16 protein-coding genes and 1 pseudogene are annotated in these 22,296 nt (G+C 69.9%); 8 read left to right on the top strand and 9 right to left on the bottom strand.

The annotated features are described in order from the left end of the window. Positions 1–10: 10 nt before the first annotated feature. Both glnE and ISN38_RS12095 read right to left on the bottom strand, forming a co-directional pair. Entirely contained in the window at positions 11–2,851 is a 2,841-nt protein-coding gene (gene glnE, locus ISN38_RS12100) for a bifunctional [glutamate--ammonia ligase]-adenylyl-L-tyrosine phosphorylase/[glutamate--ammonia-ligase] adenylyltransferase (protein WP_047325374.1), read from the bottom strand. Positions 2,852–3,358: 507 nt separating this feature from the next. Beyond that, positions 3,359–5,587 carry an AsmA family protein gene (locus ISN38_RS12095; RefSeq protein WP_058363386.1) on the bottom strand — a complete coding sequence of 743 codons (2,229 nt, stop codon included), beginning with the start codon at positions 5,585–5,587 and terminating at the stop codon, positions 3,359–3,361. Between the two features lie 110 nt (positions 5,588–5,697). Here ISN38_RS12095 and scpC point away from each other — a divergent pair, with 110 nt between their 5' ends. Further along, positions 5,698–7,218: a succinyl-CoA:acetate CoA-transferase ScpC gene (gene scpC / locus ISN38_RS12090; protein WP_003470494.1), complete on the top strand. Its 1,521-nt coding sequence runs from the start codon at positions 5,698–5,700 to the stop codon at positions 7,216–7,218. Between the two features lie 261 nt (positions 7,219–7,479). Here scpC and ISN38_RS12085 read toward each other — a convergent pair whose 3' ends face one another. From ISN38_RS12085 to ISN38_RS12070, 4 genes are all read right to left on the bottom strand, one after another. Continuing rightward, positions 7,480–7,749, bottom strand: a complete 270-nt coding sequence (locus tag ISN38_RS12085; protein WP_003470495.1) for a GIY-YIG nuclease family protein — start codon at positions 7,747–7,749, stop codon at positions 7,480–7,482. A gap of 313 nt (positions 7,750–8,062) precedes the next feature. Continuing rightward, entirely contained in the window at positions 8,063–9,136 is a 1,074-nt protein-coding gene (locus ISN38_RS12080) for a 3-deoxy-7-phosphoheptulonate synthase (protein ID WP_003470496.1), read from the bottom strand. Positions 9,137–9,587: 451 nt separating this feature from the next. Beyond that, complete coding sequence (gene groL / locus ISN38_RS12075; protein ID WP_003470503.1) at positions 9,588–11,237, bottom strand: chaperonin GroEL; 1,650 nt, start codon at positions 11,235–11,237, stop codon at positions 9,588–9,590. 163 nt (positions 11,238–11,400) lie between these two features. Then, positions 11,401–11,688, bottom strand: coding sequence for a co-chaperone GroES (locus ISN38_RS12070; protein WP_003470504.1), 288 nt, complete (start codon positions 11,686–11,688; stop codon positions 11,401–11,403). Between the two features lie 285 nt (positions 11,689–11,973). Between ISN38_RS12070 and ISN38_RS12065 the strand changes: the two are divergent. From ISN38_RS12065 to ISN38_RS12050, 4 genes and pseudogenes are all read left to right on the top strand, one after another. Next, a pseudogene (locus tag ISN38_RS12065) lies at positions 11,974–12,337 on the top strand (endonuclease); the annotation flags it as partial. 414 nt (positions 12,338–12,751) lie between these two features. Then, positions 12,752–13,084, top strand: coding sequence for a divalent-cation tolerance protein CutA (gene cutA, locus ISN38_RS12060; RefSeq protein WP_038238671.1), 333 nt, complete (start codon positions 12,752–12,754; stop codon positions 13,082–13,084). 4 nt (positions 13,085–13,088) lie between these two features. Then, complete coding sequence (locus ISN38_RS12055; protein WP_003470507.1) at positions 13,089–15,353, top strand: protein-disulfide reductase DsbD family protein; 2,265 nt, start codon at positions 13,089–13,091, stop codon at positions 15,351–15,353. After that, positions 15,350–15,910: a TlpA disulfide reductase family protein gene (locus ISN38_RS12050; protein WP_047325378.1), complete on the top strand. Its 561-nt coding sequence runs from the start codon at positions 15,350–15,352 to the stop codon at positions 15,908–15,910. The genes ISN38_RS12055 and ISN38_RS12050 overlap by 4 nt, the downstream gene beginning before the upstream one ends. A 145-nt stretch (positions 15,911–16,055) precedes the next feature. On the opposite strand, the gene ISN38_RS12045 is transcribed toward ISN38_RS12050, so the two are convergent. Then, a complete protein-coding gene (locus ISN38_RS12045) occupies positions 16,056–17,447 on the bottom strand; it encodes an FAD/NAD(P)-binding protein (RefSeq protein WP_003470509.1) in 1,392 nt (463 codons plus the stop codon). A 479-nt stretch (positions 17,448–17,926) separates the two neighbouring features. Here ISN38_RS12045 and aroQ point away from each other — a divergent pair, with 479 nt between their 5' ends. The 3 genes from aroQ (at position 17,927) to accC (ending at position 20,461) form a co-directional block, all read left to right on the top strand. Beyond that, positions 17,927–18,373: a type II 3-dehydroquinate dehydratase gene (gene aroQ, locus ISN38_RS12040; protein WP_003470510.1), complete on the top strand. Its 447-nt coding sequence runs from the start codon at positions 17,927–17,929 to the stop codon at positions 18,371–18,373. A 105-nt stretch (positions 18,374–18,478) separates the two neighbouring features. Beyond that, positions 18,479–18,964, top strand: a complete 486-nt coding sequence (accB, locus tag ISN38_RS12035; protein ID WP_003470511.1) for an acetyl-CoA carboxylase biotin carboxyl carrier protein — start codon at positions 18,479–18,481, stop codon at positions 18,962–18,964. Between the two features lie 129 nt (positions 18,965–19,093). Continuing rightward, positions 19,094–20,461 carry an acetyl-CoA carboxylase biotin carboxylase subunit gene (gene accC / locus ISN38_RS12030; RefSeq protein ID WP_003470512.1) on the top strand — a complete coding sequence of 456 codons (1,368 nt, stop codon included), beginning with the start codon at positions 19,094–19,096 and terminating at the stop codon, positions 20,459–20,461. Between the two features lie 417 nt (positions 20,462–20,878). Here accC and ISN38_RS12025 read toward each other — a convergent pair whose 3' ends face one another. Together ISN38_RS12025 and ISN38_RS12020 are read right to left on the bottom strand one after the other, a co-directional pair. After that, the gene (locus ISN38_RS12025; protein ID WP_003470513.1) at positions 20,879–21,232 is read right to left on the bottom strand and encodes a hypothetical protein; all 354 of its coding nucleotides are present in this window, start codon (positions 21,230–21,232) and stop codon (positions 20,879–20,881) included. Then, the gene (locus ISN38_RS12020) at positions 21,229–22,170 is read right to left on the bottom strand and encodes a hypothetical protein (protein ID WP_058362671.1); all 942 of its coding nucleotides are present in this window, start codon (positions 22,168–22,170) and stop codon (positions 21,229–21,231) included. The genes ISN38_RS12025 and ISN38_RS12020 overlap by 4 nt, the downstream gene beginning before the upstream one ends. Positions 22,171–22,296: the final 126 nt, after the last annotated feature.

Genomic DNA, 22,296 nt, shown 5'->3' with positions numbered 1-22,296 from the left:
GCGGCGGTGCTCATCGCGGCGCGGCCTGGGTGTCGCGCCGGCCGACGAACGCGAGCTGCAGCGCGGCGGCGGCATCGCCAATCGCCGCCCGCGCTACGTCGATCTCCGCGCTGCGGGTGGTCAGCCGTGGGCGCCGGTCCAGGGTGCAGGCAAGCCCGGCGTCCACCAGCGTGGCGTGCGCGGCATGCAGGCCTTGCGCGGTGCCCACGCCCAGCCAGCCGGTGGCCGCCAATGCGTCGATCAGTGCCGATGTGTCGCGCGGCACGCTCAGCTCGGGATGCTGGGCGGCGCCGAGCAGCACCCCGGCCTGCAGCAGGAATTCCAGATCGACCAGGCCGCCGGCGCCCTGCTTCAGGTCGAAGCGCACCGCATCGCTGCGGTCCAGTTCGGCGCGCATGCGGGCGCGCATTTTCAATACTTCCTCGCGTAACTGCACCGCGTCGCGCGGGCGCGCCAGGGTCTGCGCGCGGACCTGCTCGAAGCGCTGCAGCAGCGCGGCATCGCCGGCCACGCCGCGCGCGCGCACCAGCGCCTGGTGTTCCCAGGTCCAGGCGCGCTCGCGCTGATAGTCGCTATAGCTGGCCAGCGACGACACCAGTGCGCCCTTGCCGCCGTCCGGGCGCAGGCGCACATCGATGTCGTACAGGCGGCCGCCGCCGGTGACCGCGCCGAGCAGCGCGATCACCTTCTGCGCCAGCCGCGCGAACCAGCGCCCGCTCTCCAGCGGCCGCGCCCCGTCCGAAGCCTCCACACCGGCGGCATGGTCGTACAGGAACACCAGGTCCAGGTCCGAGCCGATGCCCAGTTCGATGCCGCCGAGGCTGCCGTAGCCGATGATCGCGAAGCTGCCGCCAGGCACCTCGCCATACGCGGCGGCCAGCTCGGCGCGGGCCAGGCGCAGCACGCTCAGCACCACGCCTTCGGCCAGTTCCGCCAGTTGGCGGGCGCTGTGTACCGCCGGCTGGCGCCGGTCCAGCGCGGCCAGGGCGATGCGGAAGCTCAGCGCCTGGCGTGCTTCGTTGAGGCCGCGCAGGGCGGCTTCCGGATCGTCGCTGGCGGCGGCAACCGCGCTATCGCACAGCCGCTGCAGCGCCGCCCGGTCCGGCATCGGCCCGGCGACGCGGCTGTCGAGCAGTTCGTCGAGCAACAGCGGATGCGCCACCAGCCGTTCGGACAGGAACGCGCTGCGCGCCAGCACATCGACCAGCCGCGCCAGCGCGCTGGGCTGTTCGTCGAGCAAGGCCAGATAACTGGCGCGGCGCAGGATCGCCTGCAGCAGGCCGAGCACGCGGTGCAACGCGGCATCGGCCTGCGGCGCGCGCGCGGCGGCGTGCAGCAACGCCGGCAGCACCCGGTCCAGGCGTGCGCGCGCCGCGTCCGACAGCGTGCGCACGCCCAGCGACTGCACGAAGCCGCGCAGCGCCTGATCGGCACCGTCGGCATCGGCGAAGCCGGCCGCGGCCAGCGCCTGCGCGCCGGGCTGCTGCGGCAGGCCGCGCCAGTAACTGGCCAGCGCATCCGGTGCCACCGCCTGCACCCGCGGCGCCAGCAACTCGGCGAATTCGGCGGCGACGCGGTCGCGCTGGGCCTGCAACGCGGCATACAACTGCGCCCAATCCGCGTAGCCCAGGCCGAACGCGATGCGCGCGCGGTCCAGCGCTTCTTCCGGCAGCGCATGGGTCTGCGCGTCGCGCAGCATCTGCAGGCGGTTCTCGATCCGGCGCAGGAAGCGGTACGCCTGCGCCAGCGCCGCGCCGTCCGCGGCCGCGACCTGGCCGCCGGCGACCAGCGCCTGCAGCGCGGGCAGCAAGCGGCGCTCGCGCAGCGCCGGTTCGCGGCCAGCGCGGATCAGTTGCAGCGACTGCACCAGGAACTCGATCTCGCGGATCCCGCCGGGACCGCGCTTGATGTCGTCCAGGCGGTCGTGGCGCGCGACTTCGGCGGTGATCGCCGCCTTCATCTCGCGCAGTCCGTCGAGCGCGGTGAAGTCGAGGTAGCGCCGGTACACGAACGGGCGCAGCGTCTGCAGCCAGTCCTCGCCGGCAGCGCTGTCGCCGGCCACCGCACGCGCCTTCAGCCATGCATAGCGCTCCCAGTCGCGGCCCTCGCGCTGGAAGTAGTGGTCCATCGCGGCGAACGACAGCGCCACCCGCCCGGCGCTGCCGAACGGACGCAGGCGCAGGTCCACCCGGTGCGAAAAGCCATCGGCGGTGGTCTCGTCCAGCAGCCGCGCCAGGCGCTGGCCGAGGCGGGCGAAATATTCCTCGGCGGCGAGCACGCGCGCGCCGTCAGATTCGCCGCCTTGCGCATAGGCGTAGACCAGGTCCACGTCCGAGGAGAAGTTCAGTTCGCCGCCGCCGAGCTTGCCCAGGCCGAACACCACCAGCCGCTGCACGCTGCCGTCGGCGCCGCGGACCACGCCGTGGCGCGTGGCGAATTCGCCTTCCAGCGCCTGTAGCGCGATGCCCAGGCAGGTCTCTGCCAACTGCGTGCTGCCGGCCAGGGTCGCGTCGACGTCGTCCAGGCCCAGCACGTCGCGCCATACCAGCCGCGCCGAGGCGGCGGCGCGATAGCGGCGCAACTGCGCCGGCCACGCCGCCGGCTGCGCCGGATCCAGCTGCGGCACCGGCAACGGCGGTGGGTCGGGCTGCGCCAGGTGCGCGAGCAGCGTCGGTTGCCGGCACAAGGTGTCGAGCAGGAAATCGCTGGCGAGCAGCGCGCGGCGCAGCGGCGCGTCGAATCCCGGCGCGGCGGGCCATGGCGGCGCGGCCAGGCTCTGGCGCAAGCGCGCCAGGCTGCGTTCGAGCAAGGGCTGCAAGGCGTCGGGAACAATCGAGGACGGGGTTGGCATTGGCCGATTCTGGCATCCCGGCCTGTCCGCAGACAGCGGCGCGCGAACATGGCGGCGGGCGGCGAGCGTGGTTCGCATGCTCCGGGAAAGGGCGGGACGCCGCCTGCCCGCAGCAACCACGGCGTGGCAGAATCGACGATCGCCAGGCAAAAAAAAGCCCGCTGGCAGCGAACTGCCAGCGGGCTTTGCTCCCTCCCCCACGTCGGGATGCAGGTTGATCTTGGACGCTTTTTTCACCCATTGCACGCTGCACTGCAAAACGAAACCGGGCGGTACATTCTGCTGCGGCGCAGTATGGGCAGCCCCCAAAGCGTCGCCGCGCAAGCGCCGTGGCCGCAGTCGCGCTGTGGCGTGTGCACTCGTCGCATCGTCAGCCGCCCAGGACCTGGCTATCGGCGGCGACTGACGCTGCTCCTGCAGCCTGCCATCGGCTGCGCAGGTGTGTGCGCTGCATCCCGCTCCGAACGTGCATGACCGCAATGCGCGACGCTGCAGTGGCCTGCCTGGTCAGGGTGCCGACTTGGCCGGTGCAGACGCCGGCGGCGGTTCCGGCAACCACGCCGGCTGCCGCTCGTACCATTCGCGCGCGTTGAGCAGATGCCATTGCCGCTGTTCGCCGCGCAGCGCCACGCCGACGCCGAGCACGCCCCAGCGCGCATACAGATCGCCCTGGGTGCCGGCATCGCCGACGCGCAGGCGCGCGCGCAGCGAGACGCGCTGGTTTTCCGCGTGCAGACGGTCCAGCCACAGTGCGTCCTTGCTCCATCGCAACTGACCACGCGCATCCAGTTGCCCGGCATCGACCAGCTTCAGCAGCCAGGCCGGCGCATCGCTGCGCTGCGCGAATACCGCCAGCACCGGGCCGGCATCGCGCAACTGCATCTGCACCTGCGCATCGGCCTGCGTGGCCGGCGCCGCAGCGATGCGCCCCTGCGGCACGCGCAGCGTGGCCCACCAATCGCGCTGTTTGCCGCCGTCGCCGTAGCGCACGCCCTGCACGCGCAGCGTGCTGCCGCTGAGGTCGAAACGCTTGTCGTGCAGTTCCGCGCGCCGCAGCCGCGCGTCGAGATCGAGGTCGCCGGCCAGCGCCAATCCGGCCGCCTGCAGCCGCGCCTGGCGGCCGCGCACGCGCACATGGCCTTCGCCCACTTGCCCAGCCGCGTCCAGATGCACATCGCCGCTGAGCGATCCGCTGCCGCCGAGCACGCGTACCTGCGCTGCCGGCAGGTAGCGGTTGTAGGCGCGCAGGTCGGGCACGCGCGCATCGTCGAAGCGCAGCCGCGCCTGCAGCGAGTCGTGCATCGTCGCCAGGGTGCCAGCGCCGTCCAGGTCCAGGCGCAGGTTCTCGCCCTGCACAAAGATCGCCTTGGGTTCGGCCAGCGGCGCCAGCGCGAAGCTGTGCATGCGCACAGCGACCTCGGTGCGCGGCTGCGCGGTGCTGCCGACGATGCGTCCGGCAGCCTGTGCCTTGCCGTGGATGCGCACCCGCAGCACATCGGCCGTGGCCTGGACCTCGGGCACGTCGATGCGGCTGCCCGGCTGCAGCGCGCCCTGCGCCAGGCGCAGATCGGCCGCCACATCGCCGCCGCCGTCGAGCCGGAACCACGGCTTGCGCACCAACAGGTCGCTGATCCAGTTCAGCGATTCGAAATGCCAGCGCCCTAGCAGCGTGCCGGACAGCCGCGGCAACAGCGCGCTGGGGGCGTCGAAGGGCAGCGTACGTCCAGCGATGCGCAGGTCGGCGTCGAGCATGCTGCGCGGATCGATCTGCCCAGGCAGGCGTGCGCGCAGCCGGATGTCACGATCGACGTCGAGCAGCAACGCCAGCACGCCGCGATCGGTGGCGCCGACGCCGGCATGCAGCGGCACCCGCCAGTTGAGCTTGCTGCCGGGCTGCAGTTCGCCGCGCAGCAGGCGCAGGTTCGCCTCGACGTGGCCGAGCCCGGGTTCGGTGCTCAAGCGCGTCTGCGCCCCGGCCGTGTCGATGCGCAGCGCCACGCTGCGTCCGTGCAGCTGCAACGCCAGGTCGGCGATGCCGAGCTTGCGCAGGCCCGGCGCCTGCGCGCGGTAGTGGCGCGGGAACGAAAAGCGCGCGTCCACATGCGCCTGGTCGGCGATCTGGCGCTTGCCGTCGCGCACGCTGGCGTCGTCGAACACGATCTGCGACGGAAACAGTTGCGCCGGCCCGCCCTTGAGTTGTTTGAGGAAGCCCACCGTGCCGTGGCCCTTGCCTTCGATCGCCAGGTCGCCGAAGCGGGCGCGGCGCAGCGTGCCGCTGTGGATCGCGTCGAAGCGCAGGGTCCAGCCCTGGTCGCTCTGCGGCGGCGGCGGAATCGCGTCGGCGACACGGTCGATCGCGCCGATCACGTTCACCGCCTCCATCCATGGCAGGCGCACTTCGCGGTGCAGCAGCGGCAGCAAGGCGATACGCGCACTGGCGCGATCGGCGCGCAAGGTCCATACATTGCGCTGCACGTGGCCGCGCATGCGCAGGTCCCACGCCGTGACGAAGCCCGGCAGCACGGTCAGCGCAGGCCCGGTGTGCATGCGGAATTTTTCCGGCGTGCGGTTGGTCGCCAGGTCGAACAGCGGCGTGTTGAGGAACACGTTGCCCAGCAGCAGGTACAGCAAATAGGCGATCAGCAGCCCGCGCAGCAACAAACGCCACGGACGCGGCCAGCGCCGGTAGCGGTCGAGGGCGGCGTTGGGCGAGAGGCGGCTGAAGGGCGGCACCATGGCACTATCGCCGCGCCGCGGCGTGGGCCGCGTGAAAGCCGTGCCGCCACTGCAGCCGCGGCGCGATCCGCGATAATCGCTCCTCTCCTTCCCGCCAAGGTCGCCGCCCCATGTCCGCCGAACGCATCCTCCACCCGCGCCTGCGCGAGCGCATCGTCAGCGCCGAGGCCGCCGCCGCACTGATCCAGCCGGGCGAGACGGTGGCGATGAGCGGCTTCACCGGTTCCGGTTATCCCAAGGCGGTGCCGATCGCGCTGGCGCAGCGGATCGAGGCCGCGCACCTGCAGGGCCAGGCCTTCAAGATCCGGCTGATGACCGGTGCCTCCACCGCGCCGGAACTGGATGGCGCGCTGGCCAAGGCCGAAGGCATCGCCCTGCGCATGCCGTTCCAGACCGACCCCGACGCGCGCCAGCGGATCAACGCCGGCACCCTGGACTACATCGACATCCATCTCAGCCACGTCGCCCAGCACGTGTGGTTCGGCTTCTACGGCGAGATCGACACCGCAGTGGTGGAAGTGGCCGGCATCCGCGAGGACGGCAGCCTGATCCCGTCCACTTCGATCGGCAACAACAAGACCTGGCTGGACCTGGCCAGGAAGGTGATCGTCGAGGTCAACGACTGGCAACCGGCCGGCATCGACGGCATGCACGACGTGTACTACGGCACCGCGCTGCCGCCGCAGCGCAAGCCGATCCCGCTGCTGCACGCCGACGACCGCATCGGGGAGCCGTCGCTGCGCTGCGACCCGGACAAGATCGTGGCGGTGGTGCGCACCCATGGCCCCGACCGCAACAGCCCGTTCACCGCGGCCGACGCCAGCAGCGAGCGCATCGCCGCGCACCTGATCGCCTTCCTCCAGCACGAAGTGAGCAAGGGCCGGCTGCCGGCCAACCTGCTGCCGTTGCAATCGGGCGTGGGCAACATTCCCAACGCGGTGCTGGCCGGCCTGGCCAGCAGCGGCTTTCGCGACCTGAGCGCCTTCACCGAGGTGATCCAGGACGGCATGCTCGACCTGCTGCGCAGCGGCGTGCTGAAGGTAGCCTCGTGCACGGGGTTTGCGCTGAGCCCGGAGGCGAACGAGGAGTTCAAGCGCAACATCGCGTTCTATCGCCAGCGCATCATCCTGCGCACGCAGGAGATCTCCAATCATCCGGAACTGGTGCGGCGGCTGGGCTGCATTGCGATGAACGGCATGATCGAGGCCGACCTGTACGGCAACGTCAATTCCACCCACGTGATGGGTAGCCGCATCATGAACGGCATCGGCGGTTCCGGCGACTTCGCTCGCAACAGTTTCCTGTCGATCTTCCTGAGCCCCAGCACCGCCAAGCACGGCAGCATCTCGGCGATCGTGCCGATGGTCAGCCATGTGGACCACACCGAGCACGACGTCTCCATCATCGTCACCGAACACGGCCTGGCTGACCTGCGCGGGCTGCCGCCGCGGCACCGCGCGCGGCAGCTTATCAACCACTGCGTGGACCCGAGCTACCGCGCGCAGCTGGAGGATTATTTCGACCGCGCGCTGCACGACAGCTACGGCAAGCACACCCCGCACCTACTGCCCGAGGCGCTGTCCTGGCACCAACGCTGGCTGGACACCGGCAGCATGCACGCGGCGGGTTGACCCATCCAGCGTGCTGCGCAGCGCCAGCACCGCGGCTCCCGCGCTTTTTTGTAGGAGCGGCTTCAGCCGCGACAAGCGAAGTCCGGCCCGCGGCCGTTTCGCTGATCGGTCGCGGCTGAAGCCGCTCCTACAGTGCACCCGGCAAGCTCACCGCAAGCTCCCTGTAGGAGCGGCTTCAGCCGCGACGAGCGAAGCGGGGATGTCTATCGACTCCGGATGCAATCGGGGCCAACCTCCACAGCGCTGTCATGCATCGATGGACTAAGACACCAGGTCGGGTTCGCTCAGAAACGCCAGCTTGCGCGCGCGCGGCAATTGCTTGAGCGCCCATTCGGCGCGCGAGGCGGCGGCGCGGTCCGGGTAGGCGCGACTGGCCAGCAGCCGCAGCGGCGGGTTGGCACGGGTGTACTTGGCGCCGGTGCCGCGCAGATGCGCCTGGTAGCGTGCTTCGATGTCGAGGGTGATGCCCGCGTAGTAACTGCCGTTGCGGCATTCGAGCAGGTACAGGAACCAGGGCGGGGCGTCGGCCATGCACGCATTATCGCCCGGCGCGTGATTTGCGCCAGCCTGTGCCGCGCCACAGCGCTCTGCGTCCGGAAAACCGATGCGGCGGCGGCGGCACCGCGCTGAACCGCCACGCAACCGGCTTTAACGCAACCCGAACACCTTGCCAGTCGCTGCCACACGCCGGCACACCGCAGCCACGGCACGGGCGCATAACGCTACTCACCGGCCGGATGCCGTCGATGAAGCGGCTCTCTCCCTTTGGATTCGACGGCACGGCCGGGTTTTGGGCGGCACGCAACGGGCGCTCAGCTCGCTGCGCATCCGCGCTCCGCCACGCTCAGGCCGCTTGCGACAACCGCGCCTGGCGCCGCGCACGCACCGCCTGCGCCAGCCGCTCCAACACCTGCACCGAGCTGTCCCAATCGATGCAGCCGTCGGTGATGCTCTGCCCATAGACCAGCGGCTGGCCGTCGAGCAGTTCCTGGCGGCCGCCGACCAGATGGCTCTCCACCATCGCGCCGACGATGCGGGTCTGTCCGGCCTCCAGCTGCGTGGCGATGTCCTCGATCACCTTCGGCTGGTTGTCCGGATTCTTGCCGCTGTTGGCGTGGCTGGCATCGACCATCAGCCGTGCCGGCAGCCCCGCCTTCTCCAGCACCTGGCCGGCGGCAACGACGCTGGCCGCGTCGTAGTTGGGCAGCTTGCCGCCGCGCAGGATCACGTGGCAATCGGGATTGCCGGTGGTGGTGGCGACCGCGGTCTGCCCGTCCTTGGTCACCGCCAGGAAATGGTGCGGATGGGAGGCCGCGCCGACCGCATCGACCGCGATCTTGACGTCGCCGCTGGTGCCGTTCTTGAACCCGACCGGACACGACAGGCCCGAGGCCAGTTCGCGGTGCACCTGGCTTTCGGTGGTGCGCGCGCCGATCGCGCCCCAGGCCACCAGGTCGGCGATGTACTGCGGCGAGATGATGTCGAGGAATTCCACGCCGGCCGGCAGGCCGAGGCGGTTGATGTCGCGCAGCAGGCCGCGCGCCAGGCGCAGGCCCTTGTTGATGTCGAAGCTGCCGTCGAGATTGGGATCGTTGATCAGGCCCTTCCAGCCGACCGTGGTGCGCGGCTTCTCGAAGTACACCCGCATCACGATCTCCAGCGCATCGCCGTAGCTGTCGCGCAGCGGGCGCAGGCGCTGCGCGTACTCCATCGCCGCCACCGGATCGTGAATCGAGCACGGGCCGATCACCACCGCCAGGCGGTCGTCGCGGCCGTGCAGGATGGCGTGCAGCGCCGCGCGCGAGGCGGCGACGGTCTGCGAGGCCTGCTCGTCGCAGGGCAGCAGCGACAGCAGCTGGGCGGGCGGGGTCAGCGGTTCGATCTTGCGGATGCGCAGATCGTCGGTATGCGGGGCCATGGGGAATCTCTCGGTCGGGTTCTGGGTGGGGGCCAGGTCCGGCGGTATGAAAAAAGCCGCCAGGTTCGCTGGCGGCTTTCGGGGATGCGGCTGAAGTTTCCTTCAGGGTGAACGCACTCCTTCCTCCGCCAGCGGCATCGGAAAACCGTAGTACCAAAAATAAAAGCGGCGGTTGGCGTTCATGGGATGCATTGATAGCACAGGATTTTTGCGAGTGCCACAGTTGCTGGTGCAACTTTGGCTACGGGACTCGCGACTCGCGACTCGCGACTCGCAAGGCAGGTTAGCGCGCGCAGGTCGGCTCTCGGCTCTTCCGGGTCCCGCGTCCCGACTCAACGCCCGCTCGCGTCGTGTGCATGCCCCCCACCCCGCAAACGCGCATAAAAAAAGCCCCGCATCGCTGCGGGGCCCTTTTCACTGCGGACTGCAGGTCGGCTTGCGCCGGTGCGGATCAGAAATCCATACCGCCCATGCCACCCATGCCGCCGCCCATGCCGCCAGCGCCGCCGGCCGGCTCGTCCTTCTTCGGCGCGTCGGCCACCATCGCTTCGGTGGTGATCATCAAGCCGGCGATCGACGCGGCGTTCTGCAGCGCCGAACGGGTCACCTTGGTCGGATCCAGGATGCCGAACGCGACCATGTCGCCGAACTCGCCGTTGGCGGCGTTGTAGCCGAAGTTGCCAGTGCCTTCCTTGACCCGGTTCAGGATCACCGACGGCTCTTCACCGGCGTTGGTGACGATCTCGCGCAGCGGCGCTTCCATCGCGCGCAGCGCGATCTGGATGCCGTGGGTCTGATCTTCGTTGGCGCCCTTCAGATCGCCGATCGCGGTCAGCGCGCGTACCAGGGCCACACCGCCGCCCGGGACCACGCCTTCTTCCACGGCCGCACGGGTCGCGTGCAGGGCGTCTTCGACGCGCGCCTTCTTTTCCTTCATCTCTATCTCGGTCGAAGCACCGACCTTGATCACCGCCACGCCGCCGGCCAGCTTGGCCACGCGCTCCTGCAGCTTCTCGCGGTCGTAGTCCGACGAGGTCTCTTCGATCTGCGCCTTGATCTGCTTGATGCGCGACTCGATCGCCGAGCTGTCGCCAGCGCCGTCGATGATGGTGGTGTTCTCCTTGGAGACCTGCACCTTCTTGGCGCGGCCCAGGTCCTTGATGGTCGCCTTCTCCAGCGCCAGACCCACTTCCTCGGAGATCACGGTGCCGCCGGTCAGGGTGGCCATGTCTTCCAGCATCGCCTTGCGACGATCGCCGAAGCCCGGCGCCTTGACCGCCACGACCTTGACGATGCCGCGGATGGTGTTGACCACCAGTGTCGCCAGCGCTTCGCCTTCGACTTCCTCAGCCACGATCAGCAGCGGCTTGCCCGACTTGGCCACGCCTTCCAGCACCGGCAGCAGGTCGCGCACGTTGGAGATCTTCTTGTCGTGCAGCAGGATGTACGGGTCGTCCAGGTCGGCCGACTGGCTCTGCTGGTTGTTGATGAAGTACGGCGACAGGTAGCCGCGGTCGAACTGCATGCCCTCGACCACGTCCAGCTCGTTGTCCAGGCCCGAGCCTTCTTCAACGGTGATCACGCCTTCCTTGCCGACCTTCTTCATCGCGTCGGCGATGATGTTGCCGATCGACTCGTCGGAATTGGCCGAGATGGTGCCGACCTGGGCGATCGCCTTATCGTCGGCGGTGGGCTTGCTGATCTTCTTCAGCTCGGCCACGGCGGCCTTGACCGCATGGTCGATGCCGCGCTTGAGGTCCATCGGGTTCATGCCGGCGGCGACCGCCTTGGACCCTTCGCGGATCAGCGCCTGCGCCAGCACGGTGGCGGTGGTGGTGCCGTCGCCGGCGTTGTCGGAGGTCTTGGACGCGACTTCCTTCACCATCTGCGCGCCCATGTTCTCGAACTTGTCGGCCAGTTCGATTTCCTTGGCGACGGAGACGCCGTCCTTGGTGATGGTGGGCGCGCCGAAGCTCTTCTCGAGCACGACGTTGCGGCCCTTCGGGCCCAGGGTGGCCTTGACGGCATTGGCGAGAATGTTGACGCCGCGCACCATGCGCGAACGAGCGTCTTCACCGAAACGGATATCTTTGGCAGCCATGTGTGTAACTCCGGAATTCGTGATTGGGGATTAGGGATTGGCCAAGAGCGGGATTCGGGGGAGATCCGGGATCGCGCCGCGGCGAGCGCAGCGAGAATCCCGGCTTTTCCGCAGCCGTATGTGGCTGCTCATCCCCGCTCCCGATCCCGCGATCGGCAGCGTTTTAGCCGACGATCGCCAGGATGTCGTCTTCGCGCAGCACCTTGTACTCGACGCCTTCAGCCTTGTAGCTGGAGCCGGCGTACTGGCCGTAGATGACCTTGTCGCCGACCTTGACCGCCGGGGCGCGGACGCTGCCGTTGTCCAGCGGCTTGCCGCTGCCGATGGCAACGATCTCGCCCTTGGTGGACTTTTCCTTGGCCGAATCCGGGATCACGATGCCGCCGGCGGAAATTTCATCGGCTTCGATCGGCTTGACTACGACGCGGTCGTGAAGCGGCTTGATGCTCATTGAGAAAGACCCTCTTAAGTGATTGATTGGTCGAGGAAAGGCTGGCGATGTTAGCACTCGCATGTGACGACTGCCAGCAACGCTCGCGAAAAAACCCGGTACGCCGGGATGCGCAAGATGTGGTGCTGGCCGGCGCGCTTTCAAGGGCTGGCGGCAAAAAATTTCGTTTCCGCCATCGGTCGTCCGGCCGCGGAGCGGCTCCCCGGATTGCGCAACGCCGTCACAGCGGCAGGCTGGGCTCGCAGACCCAGGGGGGACCATCCAAAAGGATTTGTCGATGAAGCGATCCGCCGTTGCGCACCTCTCGCCTGTCTGCTGGCCCTGGCCGACCACACACAGACCGCCGTATTGATCAACGAATTGCACGACGACGATGCCACCGCCGCCGGCGATACCGGCGAGGGCGTGGAGATCGTCGCCACCGCCGGCGAGAGTCTAAGCGGCTACAAAATCCACCTGTACAACGGCAGCCCCCCCCCCCGGCAGCGCCGCCGTCTATGCCACCACCGGGGTGCCGGCCGGCAGCCTGGTCAACTGCGGCGGGCAGGTGCGTATCGCCACCGTCGGCTATGCCAGCAACGGCGTGCAGAACGGCCCCAACGACGGCCTGGCGCTGGTCGACGGCAGCGGCAAGGTGGTGTACAGCCTCCAGGGCAACCGCAACCCGTTCATCGACCATCCGGAGTGGGCGACCTCCTCGCTGTTCACCTCGGCCAAACCGGCCAGCTGCCAGCTGCTCAACTGAGCCGGATCTCCGACGCGCCGACTGCGGCGCGCCGGGTGCCGCAGGCACCGCGGGTGGCCTTGGGCGATCCGCAGGCGCTCGCGCCGCATTGAAGGCTCGGCGGCGGACGGCCGGCGGGCCGCTGCTGCCGTGCGCAGTCCCCAGGCCGCAGGGAGTTTCCCGCTGCGGATCGGTTCGCCGCCGCACGGCCCGGCACCAGGCCTGGCCACGCGCTCGCGGCCATCGCGCACCGACCTGCAACCAGGCGCCCGCAGACCTGTACTCATGTCCGAACCAGGCCCGGCAAAGCCCTGCCGGCGTCCCTATACTGTCGGCCGCATGTCTTCGCCCCCACTCCGTTTGCTGTTCAGCACCTGCCCCGATCCGGCCAGCGCCGCGCGGATCGCCCAGGTCTTGGTCGAAGAACGGTTGGCCGCGTGCGTGAGCCGCCTGCCCGGCGTGCACGCCACCTATCGCTGGCAGGACGCCGTGGAGCAGGCCGAGGAAGTGCTGCTGCTGATCAAGACCGCCGCCGACCGCGTTGCAGCGTTGCAGCGGCGGCTGAGCGAACTGCACCCCTTCGACGTCCCCGAACTGATCGAGGTCGAGGTCGCCGGCGGCCTGCCCGCCTACCTGCAGTGGGTGGATGCCCAAACCCGTGAGGAACCGTAAGCCGATGACCGTGTTGCACCGTATCGCTGCCCTATGCCTGCTGGCCCTGGCCGCCTTTCCCGCCCTGGCGGTCGACGAAAAGGATCTGCTGCCGGTCGATCAGGCCTTCGTACTCACCGCGCAGGCGCCCGAGCGCGGCCGCATCGAGCTGCACTGGAAGATCGCCGAGGGCTACTACCTGTACCGGCACCGGATCGCAGTGCGGGTGCTGGGCGGCTTCAAGCCCAACCCAACCCTGCAGCTGCCGGCCGGGCACAAGAAGACCGACCCGTACTTCGGCGAGGTGGAAACCTATCGCGGCGCGTTGAACGCGGTGCAGAGCGGCGTCGCCGATCCCGCCACGACCAGCGTGCAGGTGGAGGTGCGCTACCAGGGCTGCGCCGACGCCGGGGTGTGCTATCCACCGCAGAAGCGCGTGCTCAAGGTAGCGCTGCCGGCGGCCGCGTCCTCGCCGCTGCCGGGCAGCGCCCAGGGCGCTGCCGGCCCCGCCGCCAAGCCGTTGTTCGGCGGCGGCGCCGGCGCCATGCAAGGCCTGCCGTTGCCGTCGGACCAGGCGTTCGGCTTCGAAGCCATCGTCGGCGACGGCAACACCCTGCTGCTGCGCTTCACCCCCGCGCCGGGCTACTACCTGTATCGCGACCGCACCGCGCTGGCGCTGGAAGGCGCGACCGGCATCCGCACCGGCCTGCCTCGCTGGCCGCAGGGCCGCACGCACCAGGACGAGCACTTCGGCAACGTGGTGGTGTATTTCGACCAGACCGAGGTCAGCGTACCGCTGCAGCGCCAGCGCGCCGATGCCTCCGAAGCGACCCTGGTCGCCACCTTCCAGGGCTGCCAGACCGAAGGCATCTGCTATCCGCCGATGACCCGGCGGGTGAAGCTGTCGCTGCCCAAGGGCAAGCTCAGCCCCGCCGACCAGGCCGAGGTGGCGCCGTTGCTGGTCACGCCGCTGAACAGCAGCCAGGCCGACGCCAACGTCGCGGCGGCCGACACGGCGGCGCCGGCGACCGCGCCCGACGCGGCGAGCGCGCCCGATGCCTCGGCGCACAACGCCGCGCGCAGCACTGCGCCGGTGGCGGAACCGCAAAGCCTGTTGTGGATGCTGCTGCTGGCGCTGGGCGGCGGCCTGGTGCTGAACCTGCTGCCGTGCGTGCTGCCGATCCTGTCGCTGAAGGTGCTGGGCGTGGCGCAGAGCGGCGAGAGCCGCAGCCGCGCGCGCAGCCATGCGCTGTGGTACACGCTGGGCGTGCTGGTGTCCTTCGCCGTGGTCGGCGGCATCGCCGTCGCCGCGCGCCTGCTGTGGGGCTTCCAGCTGCAGCGCCCGGGCTTCGTGGCAGTGCTGGTGTACCTGATGTTCGTGGTCGGCCTGAGCCTGTCGGGCGTGTTCACCCTCAGCGCCAATCTCGGCGGGCTGGGCCAGTCGCTGTCCTCGCGCAGCGGCCCGGTCGGCGACTTCTTCACCGGCGTACTGGCCTGCGTGGTGTCCAGCGCCTGCATCGGCCCGTTCATGGGCCCGGCGCTGGGCTATGCGCTGACCGCGCCGCCGGCGATGGCGATGCTGGTGTTCCTGACCCTGGGCCTGGGCCTGGCGCTGCCGTTCCTGCTGATCGGCTTCGTGCCGTCGCTGGCCAGGCGCCTTCCCAAGCCCGGCGCGTGGATGGAAACGCTCAAGCAGGTGCTGGCGTTCCCGATGTACCTGACCGCGATCTGGCTGCTGTGGGTACTGGGCAAGCAGCGCGGGGTGGACGCGGTGGCGCTGCTGCTGGTCGGCGCCACCCTGCTGGCGCTGGGCCTGTGGTGGTTCGAGCGCGCGCGCTGGCGCGGCCACAAAACGGGCATGCGCCTGGCCAGCGTGTTGCTGCTGCTGGCCCTGGTGCCGGCCTGGGGCGTGACCCGGCTGGCGCCGCCCGGCGCCACGGTGGAGCGCAACACGGTGGCGTATTCGCCGCAGATGCTGGACCGGCTGCGCACCGACAACCGCGTGGTGTTCGTCAACATGACCGCCGACTGGTGCGTGACCTGCAAGGCCAACGAGCGCAATGTGTTCAGCAGCGACGCCTTCCGCGACACGCTCAAGCGCGTGGATGCGGTGTACATGAAGGGCGACTGGACCAACGAGGACGAGCGCATCAGCGCCTTCCTCGCCGAACACAAGGCGGTGGGCGTGCCGCTGTACGTGGTCTACGGCCCGGGCGCGCCGCCGACCGTGCTGCCGCCGGTGCTGAGCCAGGCGGTGGTCGAGGACGCGCTGCTGCGCGCCTCGCGATGAAGGCCACGCCGCCGCGCCTGCTCGCGGTGGCGGCGATCGCGGCGGCGCTGGGCCTGCTCGCCGCGCAAGTGTGGTGGCGCACGCCGGCGCACACGCCGGCCAGCGGCAGCGCGGCGCCCACAGGCGTCGTCGCGGCCCGCCGCGGCGACCCGGCACCGGCGCTGCGCCTGCCCACGCTCGACGGCGGCACCCTGACCCTGGCCCAGTTCCGCGGCCGCCCCTTGCTGGTCAACGTCTGGGCCAGCTGGTGCGAACCGTGCGTGCGCGAGATGCCGGAGCTCGATCGGCTGGCGCGCGCGCAACCTGCCGATGGCCTGCAGGTGCTGGGCATCGCCCTGGACCGTCCCGAGGACGTGCGCGCGTTCCTGCAGCGGATCCCGATCGCCTACCCGATCGCGCTGGAACCCCCCGGCCCGGCCGACGCCAGCGTGCGCCTGGGCGACACCCAGGGCCTGCTGCCGTACAGCGTTCTGATCGACGCCAACGGCCGCATCGTGCGGCAGAAGCTGGGGCCGTTCGCGCCGGGCGAAGCGGAGCGCTGGGCGCAGTTGCCATAACCGCTCGTTTGCGCAATCGCCCCTGTACCCGTTTGCCCACTCGCCCCCGTAGGGGCTTCAGCCGCGACGGGCTTTACTGATCATGCCTGTCGCGGCTGAAGCCGCTGCTACAGGGGATCGGGATCGTTGTCTGGATCGGGATGCGCTACACCGCCTGCCGCTGCGCCTCGGCGCCGCCGCCTGTACCCCGCGCCTGCCCCAACGCCGCCAGTTCCGCGGCCAAGTGCTGCACGCCGGCGCGCAATTCCGGCACCGCGGTGATTTCCCACAGGCCGCCACGCAGCAGCGGTCCCAGGCAGTACAGCCCCGTCACCGGATGGCCGCTGCCGTCGCGTACCTGCAACCGCGCGTCCACCACCAGGCCCAGGCCCAGCGGATCGGCCTGCAGCAGGCCCGCATCGCGCATCGTGGCGATCAGCGGATGGCTGGTGCGGGCGACGTCGGTGTCCAGCCCGGTGGCGCGGATCAGCACGTCGAAGTCTTCGGTGCGCGCGCTGTGGCTGGCGCGCTCGCGGATCACCGCCTCCACCGCACGTTCGCCCAGCCGCGCGCGCAGCAGGCGCCCGGCGCGGATGCGCAACTGGCCCTGCTGCTGCATCTGCGCCAGCGCGCTGGCCGCGGCCGGCGCCAGCCGATGCCGCGCCGCTTCCCAGTACGGGCGCAGATGGCGCAGGAACCGCGAGCGCGCCGCCGGCGCCAGGCCTTTCCAGAACGGCTGCAGATGCGGACGCAGCGCATCGACCACGCAGCGCCAGTCCTCCACCACCGTGGTCAGCTGGCGCAGGCTGCGCACCAGGCCGGTGAGGTCGTGGTTGCGCAGCGCCTGCGCCACGCTCGGCGGCAGCGTCACCAGCGCGCCCGGCTCGGCCAGATGGGCCTGCGGCGCCAGGCCACGCCGCGACAAGGCGGTGATCGGACCGCGATGGCCGCGGCGGCGCAGGGTCAGCGCGACATCGGCCATGGTCAGGCCGGTGCCGACCAGCAACAGCCGCGCCTGCGGCGGCACCTCGTCCAGCACCCCGTCCTGCCACGGCCAGCCGATGTAGCGCCGGTGCACCGCCAGGCGCGGCCCGATGCCGGGCAGCGCCGCCGGCGGCAGCGCGCCGATCGCCAGCACCACCACGTCGCTGACCAGGTCCTCGCCATTGGCCAGGAAGATGCGGAAACCGGCGGGACCACGCTCCACCGCCACCGCCTCTTCGCTCACCCGCGCCACTTCCACCGCCGAGGCCGCCAGCGCCGCGTCCAGGTGCTGCTCCAGGTAACGGCCGTAGCGCAGCCGCGGCAGGAAATCCAGGCGCTGCCCGGCGTCGAGCTGCAAGGCGTCGGCGAACCCGCCCGGATCCTGCGGGTCCACGCCCAGGTCCTTGGCGCGCACGTTCAACAGATGCTCGGGCCGCGCCGCGCCATAGGCGATGCCGCGGCCGAAGGTATCGGCCACGCCGATCAACGTCAGCCGGCTGGCCGTTGCCTGCCTGGCCAGGGCCGCGGCCAGCAGGTTGCCGCAGAATCCTGCGCCGATGATCGCAATTCGCATGGCTGACACTCGTGGCCGGTCGGAGCGTCCTTTGTGCCCGGGATGCCGGCTGCGGGTGTAAATCGCCGGTTAATGCGCGCCACATGGCGCATGCCGATCGGGCATCAGCAGATGCGCCTGGCGCATGAGCGGCGGCTGATCGGTCTCGATCCGGGCCGGCATCGGCCACGCATGACGGCACCGCCACGCAGGCACGCGGCCGAGTCAGCGAAGAACCGCTCCGGCCAACCCCGTCTGCACCGATCGCCTGCGCCCCGGGATCCAACCGATCGGCCACGTTGCCGGCGCGTTGGCCGATGCGACCGAAGCGCACACGCACAGGCGATTCATGGACGAACGTGTAGCTTCGTCCTGACCCGGCGCCGGTGCGGTCGTCGCGCGGCAACCAAACGCTCGTTTAAAACAGCCGCAACTTCGCCGAACTGGACAGTAATCCCGGCTTCGCGCAGACTGCCGCCCTTTCCGCTGCTTTGTCTTCCATGGCGCGACTGCTGCTGTTGCATGGCCCCAACCTCAACCTGCTCGGCACCCGCGAGCCGGACGTGTATGGGCACACGACGCTGGCGCAGATCGATGCGGCGCTGCTCGCGCAGGCCACGGCCGCCGGGCACCAGCTGGACAGCCTGCAGTCCAATGCCGAGCACGTGCTGGTGGAACGGGTGCAGGCCGCACGCGGCGACGGCACCGCTTTCATCCTGATCAACCCGGCCGCGTTCACCCATACCTCGGTGGCGCTGCGCGACGCGTTGGCGGCGGTGGCGATCCCGTTCATCGAGATCCACCTGTCCAACCCGCACAGCCGCGAACCGTTCCGCCACCACAGCTATTTCAGCGACCACGCGCTCGGGGTGATCTGCGGCTTCGGCGACGACAGCTACCGCTACGCGCTGGACGCGGCGCTGGCCCGGCTGGGAGCCAGTGCATGAACGACAACCCTGGCTTCAGCGCGCGTCGCGCGGCGCTGCGCCACCCTCTCCGCGTTCGCCGGGCCGCGTGCCCGGTCATTTCCCGATTCACCTCAAGAGGCCGTTATGGATCTCCGTAAAATCAAGAAGCTGATCGACCTGCTGGAAGAGTCCAATCTCGCCGAGATCGAGATCAAGGAAGGCGAGGAAAGCGTGCGCCTGGCGCGCACGCCGAAGGGCATGATTGCCAGCGCCCCGCAGTACGCACCCGCCCCGGCTCCCGCCGCCGCGCCGCCTGCGGCCGCGCCGATGCCGATGAACTCGCCCACCGAGGCCTCCACCGGCGGCACCGCCAAGCCCGGCAACGCCCTGCCCGAAGGCCACGTGCTGCGCGCGCCGATGGTCGGCACCTTCTACACCTCGCCGTCGCCGGACAAACCAGCCTTCGTCACGGTCGGCCAGGCAGTCAAGGCCGGCGAGACGCTGGCGATCATCGAGGCGATGAAGATGTTTAACCCGATCGAAGCCGACGTCTCCGGCACCATCGTCGCCATCCTCAGCGAGAGCGGCGTGCCGGTGGAGTTCGATCAGCCGTTGTTCGTGATTGGCTAAGCGCCGGGACTCGGGACTCGGGACTCGGGACTCGCGGGAGCAAAAGCGGGCGCGACATGCCCGATGCTCTTCAGAGTCCCGGGTCCCGGGTCCCGAGTCCCGAACACCCCGTGTTCGGAACCCCATCCCATGCTAGATAAAGTCGTCATCGCCAATCGCGGCGAAATCGCGCTGCGCATCCTGCGCGCGTGCCATACGCTCGGCATCCGCACGGTCGCGGTGCATTCCACCGTCGATCGCAACCTCAAGCACGTGGCCATGGCCGACGAGTCGGTGTGCATCGGCCCGGCGGCCTCGGCCGAGAGTTACCTCAACATCCCGGCGCTGATCGCCGCGGCCGAGGTCACCGACGCGCAGGCCATCCATCCCGGCTACGGCTTCCTGTCGGAGAACGCCGACTTCGCCGAGCGCGTGGAGCAGTCCGGTTTCATCTTCATCGGGCCCAAGGCCGACACCATCCGCCTGATGGGCGACAAGGTCGAGGCGATCCGCGCGATGAAGGCCGCCGGCGTGCCGTGCGTGCCCGGCTCGGGCGGCCCGCTGGGCGACGACATCGTCGCCAACACCAAGGTCGCGCGCGAAATCGGCTACCCGGTGATTATCAAGGCCGCCGGCGGCGGCGGCGGCCGCGGCATGCGCGTGGTGCATTCGGAGGCGGCGCTGAAGGCGGCGATCGAGACCACCAAGTCCGAGGCCAAGGCCGCTTTCAGCAACGACCAGGTGTACATGGAGAAGTTCCTGGAGAATCCGCGCCATGTGGAGATCCAGGTGCTGGCCGATGGCCAGGGCAACGCCATTCACCTGGGCGAGCGCGACTGCTCGATGCAGCGCCGCCACCAGAAGGTGGTCGAAGAAGCGCCCGCGCCGGGCATCACCGAGCAGCTGCGCAGCGAGATCGGCAAGGTCTGCGTGGATGCCTGCGTGCGCATCGGCTACCGCGGCGCCGGCACCTTTGAATTCCTGTTCGAGGGCGGCCGTTTCTACTTCATCGAAATGAACACGCGCATCCAGGTCGAGCACCCGGTCACCGAGCGCATCACCGGCATCGACCTGGTCTGCGAACAGCTGCGCATCGCCGCCGGCCACAAGCTGAGCATCAAGCAGAGCGACATCGTGCTGCGCGGCCACGCCATCGAATGCCGGATCAACGCCGAGGATCCGGAAACCTTCATGCCCAACCCGGGCCTGATCACCGCCTTCCATCCGCCCGGCGGCCCCGGCGTGCGCGTGGACACGCACATCTACAGCGGCTACAAGGTGCCGCCGAACTACGACTCGATGATCGGCAAGCTGATCGTGCACGGCCCCGACCGCGACACCGCGATCGCGCGCATGCGCGTGGCGCTGAGCGAGATGGTGGTGGACGGGATCAAGACCAACATCCCGCTGCAGCAGCGGATCATGCGCGACAAGGGCTTCCAGGCCGGCGGGCAGAACATCCACTACCTGGAAAAGCGCCTGGCCGAGCGCAAGAACAAGTCGATTGCGTTGGTGTGAGGCCGGGAGTGGGGAATCGGGAATCGCCAGAGCCGGTTCCTGATGGATTCCTGGCGATGAGAGGCTGCGATCTCAATGGGGAGTGCGGCAGCTGTCCGGACTGATGGCCCTGTCGCCCGCCATTGCGACGCCTCACCCGGCCGGCTCGCCCTTGTAGGAGCGGCTTCAGCCGCGACCGACCGCCTGGCGGCTCATCTTGCCCGAGAGCCGAGGTTCGGAATTCGGAACAGCCGGATTCGGAACGATTCCGCTATGAGAGAGGCCGCGACCGCAGGGCAGGCCATCGGCCTCCCCGTCGGGGCTGAAGCCCCTCCTACAGGTGCAGCGCCTGGCCGTGAGGCGCTGACCCCACCGAATCGCAGACGGCAAATCGGAAATGGAAATCCGCCGTTGCGATTCCCCATTCCCCATTCCCAGCTACTTCGCCTGCGTCCCCGGCACCGGTTCGGCGCCCAGGGTCGAAGTCGGGCTGACGATCATCACCGTCTCGGTGGAACCGTCCGGCCACACGATCTGGAAGGTGCTGCCAGGGCTCAGGGTGGAGAACGGCATGCCGCTGCGCGCGCGGTAGATCGCCGCCACCTGCGCGGCGCCGGCGCGGCGCAGGTCCGGGGCGGCGTGTGCGGTGGTCAGTTCGACCTTGGACAGGCCGCGGTAGCGCTGTTCGGCCGTGTCGATCAGCAGCAAGCCGGCCGCCGCCGCCGAATAGGCGACCAGGGCCAGCACCCAGAACCAGAACTTGGCGCCGTGCAGCCATCGCCGGTAATTCATGAGCCCGCTCCTGTCGCTGTCGTATCCATCAACCGGTTGACCATCTCGTTCATCGTGTCCGTGCCTTGCCGCGGCACCGCGGCGGCGTAAACAAAACTGCTGAAATCCTGGGCCGGGTCCTGCGAGCAGATTCCGCCGTTGGCGCAATAGCGGGTCATCAGCTCGCTGTTCGGGCCGCAATCCAGCCCCAGCCGGCAGGCGGCCAGCTGCCAGGCCAGTTCGGTGAAGGCGGTGCCTGCGATGCGCTCGTCCAGGCTGTCGTCGCCGTTGGCGGCCAGGCCCATCGCCGGCGCCAGCGCCAGGTACGCATCCGGATCGCCGGAGGCGCGGACCCGTTCGACCAGGTGGCGCTTGTAGCCGGCCGAGGACTGCAACGGCTGCCCCAGCGCCAGCAGCGCCGCCTCCGCGGCCAGGTTGCCGCCGCGCGCGGCCCGCACGCGCTGGGCGACGATGGCCTGGCGGGTCAGGCCGTCGCCGGGTACGAAGCCGGCGCAGCGGCGACCGACCCGCGCGCGCGCAACCGCCATCCGCGCCGACATGGGCAACTGCGCCGCATCGATCGCGCGGGTGTCGGCGGCATAGCCGGCCGGGTCCATCGCATAGCCGGCGCAGTAGTCGTAGATGCGGCTGAGCAGCCAGGACGCGTCGGCATCGCCCTGCGCGGCGGCGGCGGACAGCTGCTGCGCGGTGCGATACAGGTCGAGACTGCGCTCCAGCGCGGCGCGGCGGTCGGGCGACGCCGCCGGCAATACCTGCACCGAGCTGCGCCGACGCTGGTCCTGGTCCGGCACGTCCATCGCAACCGGGGCGGCGGCGGCGGCCACCGGCGGCAGCGCCGGCGCGGCCGCCAGCAGCACCGCGCGATACCCGACCACGCCCAGTAGCAGCGCAGCGGGCGCCAGCAACAGCCAGGTTTTGCGGGACACGGCGAAGGGCATGCGCGTAGGCGATCTGGGCAACGGGCGACGAGAGCGGCCGGGCCGGCTGCAACCGGCGGACGCCGAATGCCGCAGTCTAGCCCAGCCGCTGGTGGGCCACGCCAGGCAGTGGCGGCCGCGGTCACG

Source organism: Xanthomonas translucens pv. undulosa (genome assembly GCF_017301775.1).
GTDB classification, from domain to species: Bacteria; Pseudomonadota; Gammaproteobacteria; order Xanthomonadales; family Xanthomonadaceae; genus Xanthomonas_A; species Xanthomonas_A translucens.
This window is presented reverse-complemented; position numbering and strand designations above follow the sequence as displayed.

Bases quoted from the DNA above. Each gene is read 5' to 3' on its own strand.
- glnE (WP_047325374.1), bottom strand. From the start codon at position 2,851: ATGCCAACCCCGTCCTCGATTGTTCCCGACGCCTTGCAGCCCTTGCTC.
- ISN38_RS12095 (WP_058363386.1), bottom strand. From the start codon at position 5,587: ATGGTGCCGCCCTTCAGCCGCCTCTCGCCCAACGCCGCCCTCGACCGC.
- scpC (WP_003470494.1), top strand. From the start codon at position 5,698: ATGTCCGCCGAACGCATCCTCCACCCGCGCCTGCGCGAGCGCATCGTC.
- ISN38_RS12085 (WP_003470495.1), bottom strand. From the start codon at position 7,749: ATGGCCGACGCCCCGCCCTGGTTCCTGTACCTGCTCGAATGCCGCAAC.
- ISN38_RS12080 (WP_003470496.1), bottom strand. From the start codon at position 9,136: ATGGCCCCGCATACCGACGATCTGCGCATCCGCAAGATCGAACCGCTG.
- groL (WP_003470503.1), bottom strand. From the start codon at position 11,237: ATGGCTGCCAAAGATATCCGTTTCGGTGAAGACGCTCGTTCGCGCATG.
- ISN38_RS12070 (WP_003470504.1), bottom strand. From the start codon at position 11,688: ATGAGCATCAAGCCGCTTCACGACCGCGTCGTAGTCAAGCCGATCGAA.
- cutA (WP_038238671.1), top strand. From the start codon at position 12,752: ATGTCTTCGCCCCCACTCCGTTTGCTGTTCAGCACCTGCCCCGATCCG.
- ISN38_RS12055 (WP_003470507.1), top strand. From the start codon at position 13,089: ATGACCGTGTTGCACCGTATCGCTGCCCTATGCCTGCTGGCCCTGGCC.
- ISN38_RS12050 (WP_047325378.1), top strand. From the start codon at position 15,350: ATGAAGGCCACGCCGCCGCGCCTGCTCGCGGTGGCGGCGATCGCGGCG.
- ISN38_RS12045 (WP_003470509.1), bottom strand. From the start codon at position 17,447: ATGCGAATTGCGATCATCGGCGCAGGATTCTGCGGCAACCTGCTGGCC.
- aroQ (WP_003470510.1), top strand. From the start codon at position 17,927: ATGGCGCGACTGCTGCTGTTGCATGGCCCCAACCTCAACCTGCTCGGC.
- accB (WP_003470511.1), top strand. From the start codon at position 18,479: ATGGATCTCCGTAAAATCAAGAAGCTGATCGACCTGCTGGAAGAGTCC.
- accC (WP_003470512.1), top strand. From the start codon at position 19,094: ATGCTAGATAAAGTCGTCATCGCCAATCGCGGCGAAATCGCGCTGCGC.
- ISN38_RS12025 (WP_003470513.1), bottom strand. From the start codon at position 21,232: ATGAATTACCGGCGATGGCTGCACGGCGCCAAGTTCTGGTTCTGGGTG.
- ISN38_RS12020 (WP_058362671.1), bottom strand. From the start codon at position 22,170: ATGCCCTTCGCCGTGTCCCGCAAAACCTGGCTGTTGCTGGCGCCCGCT.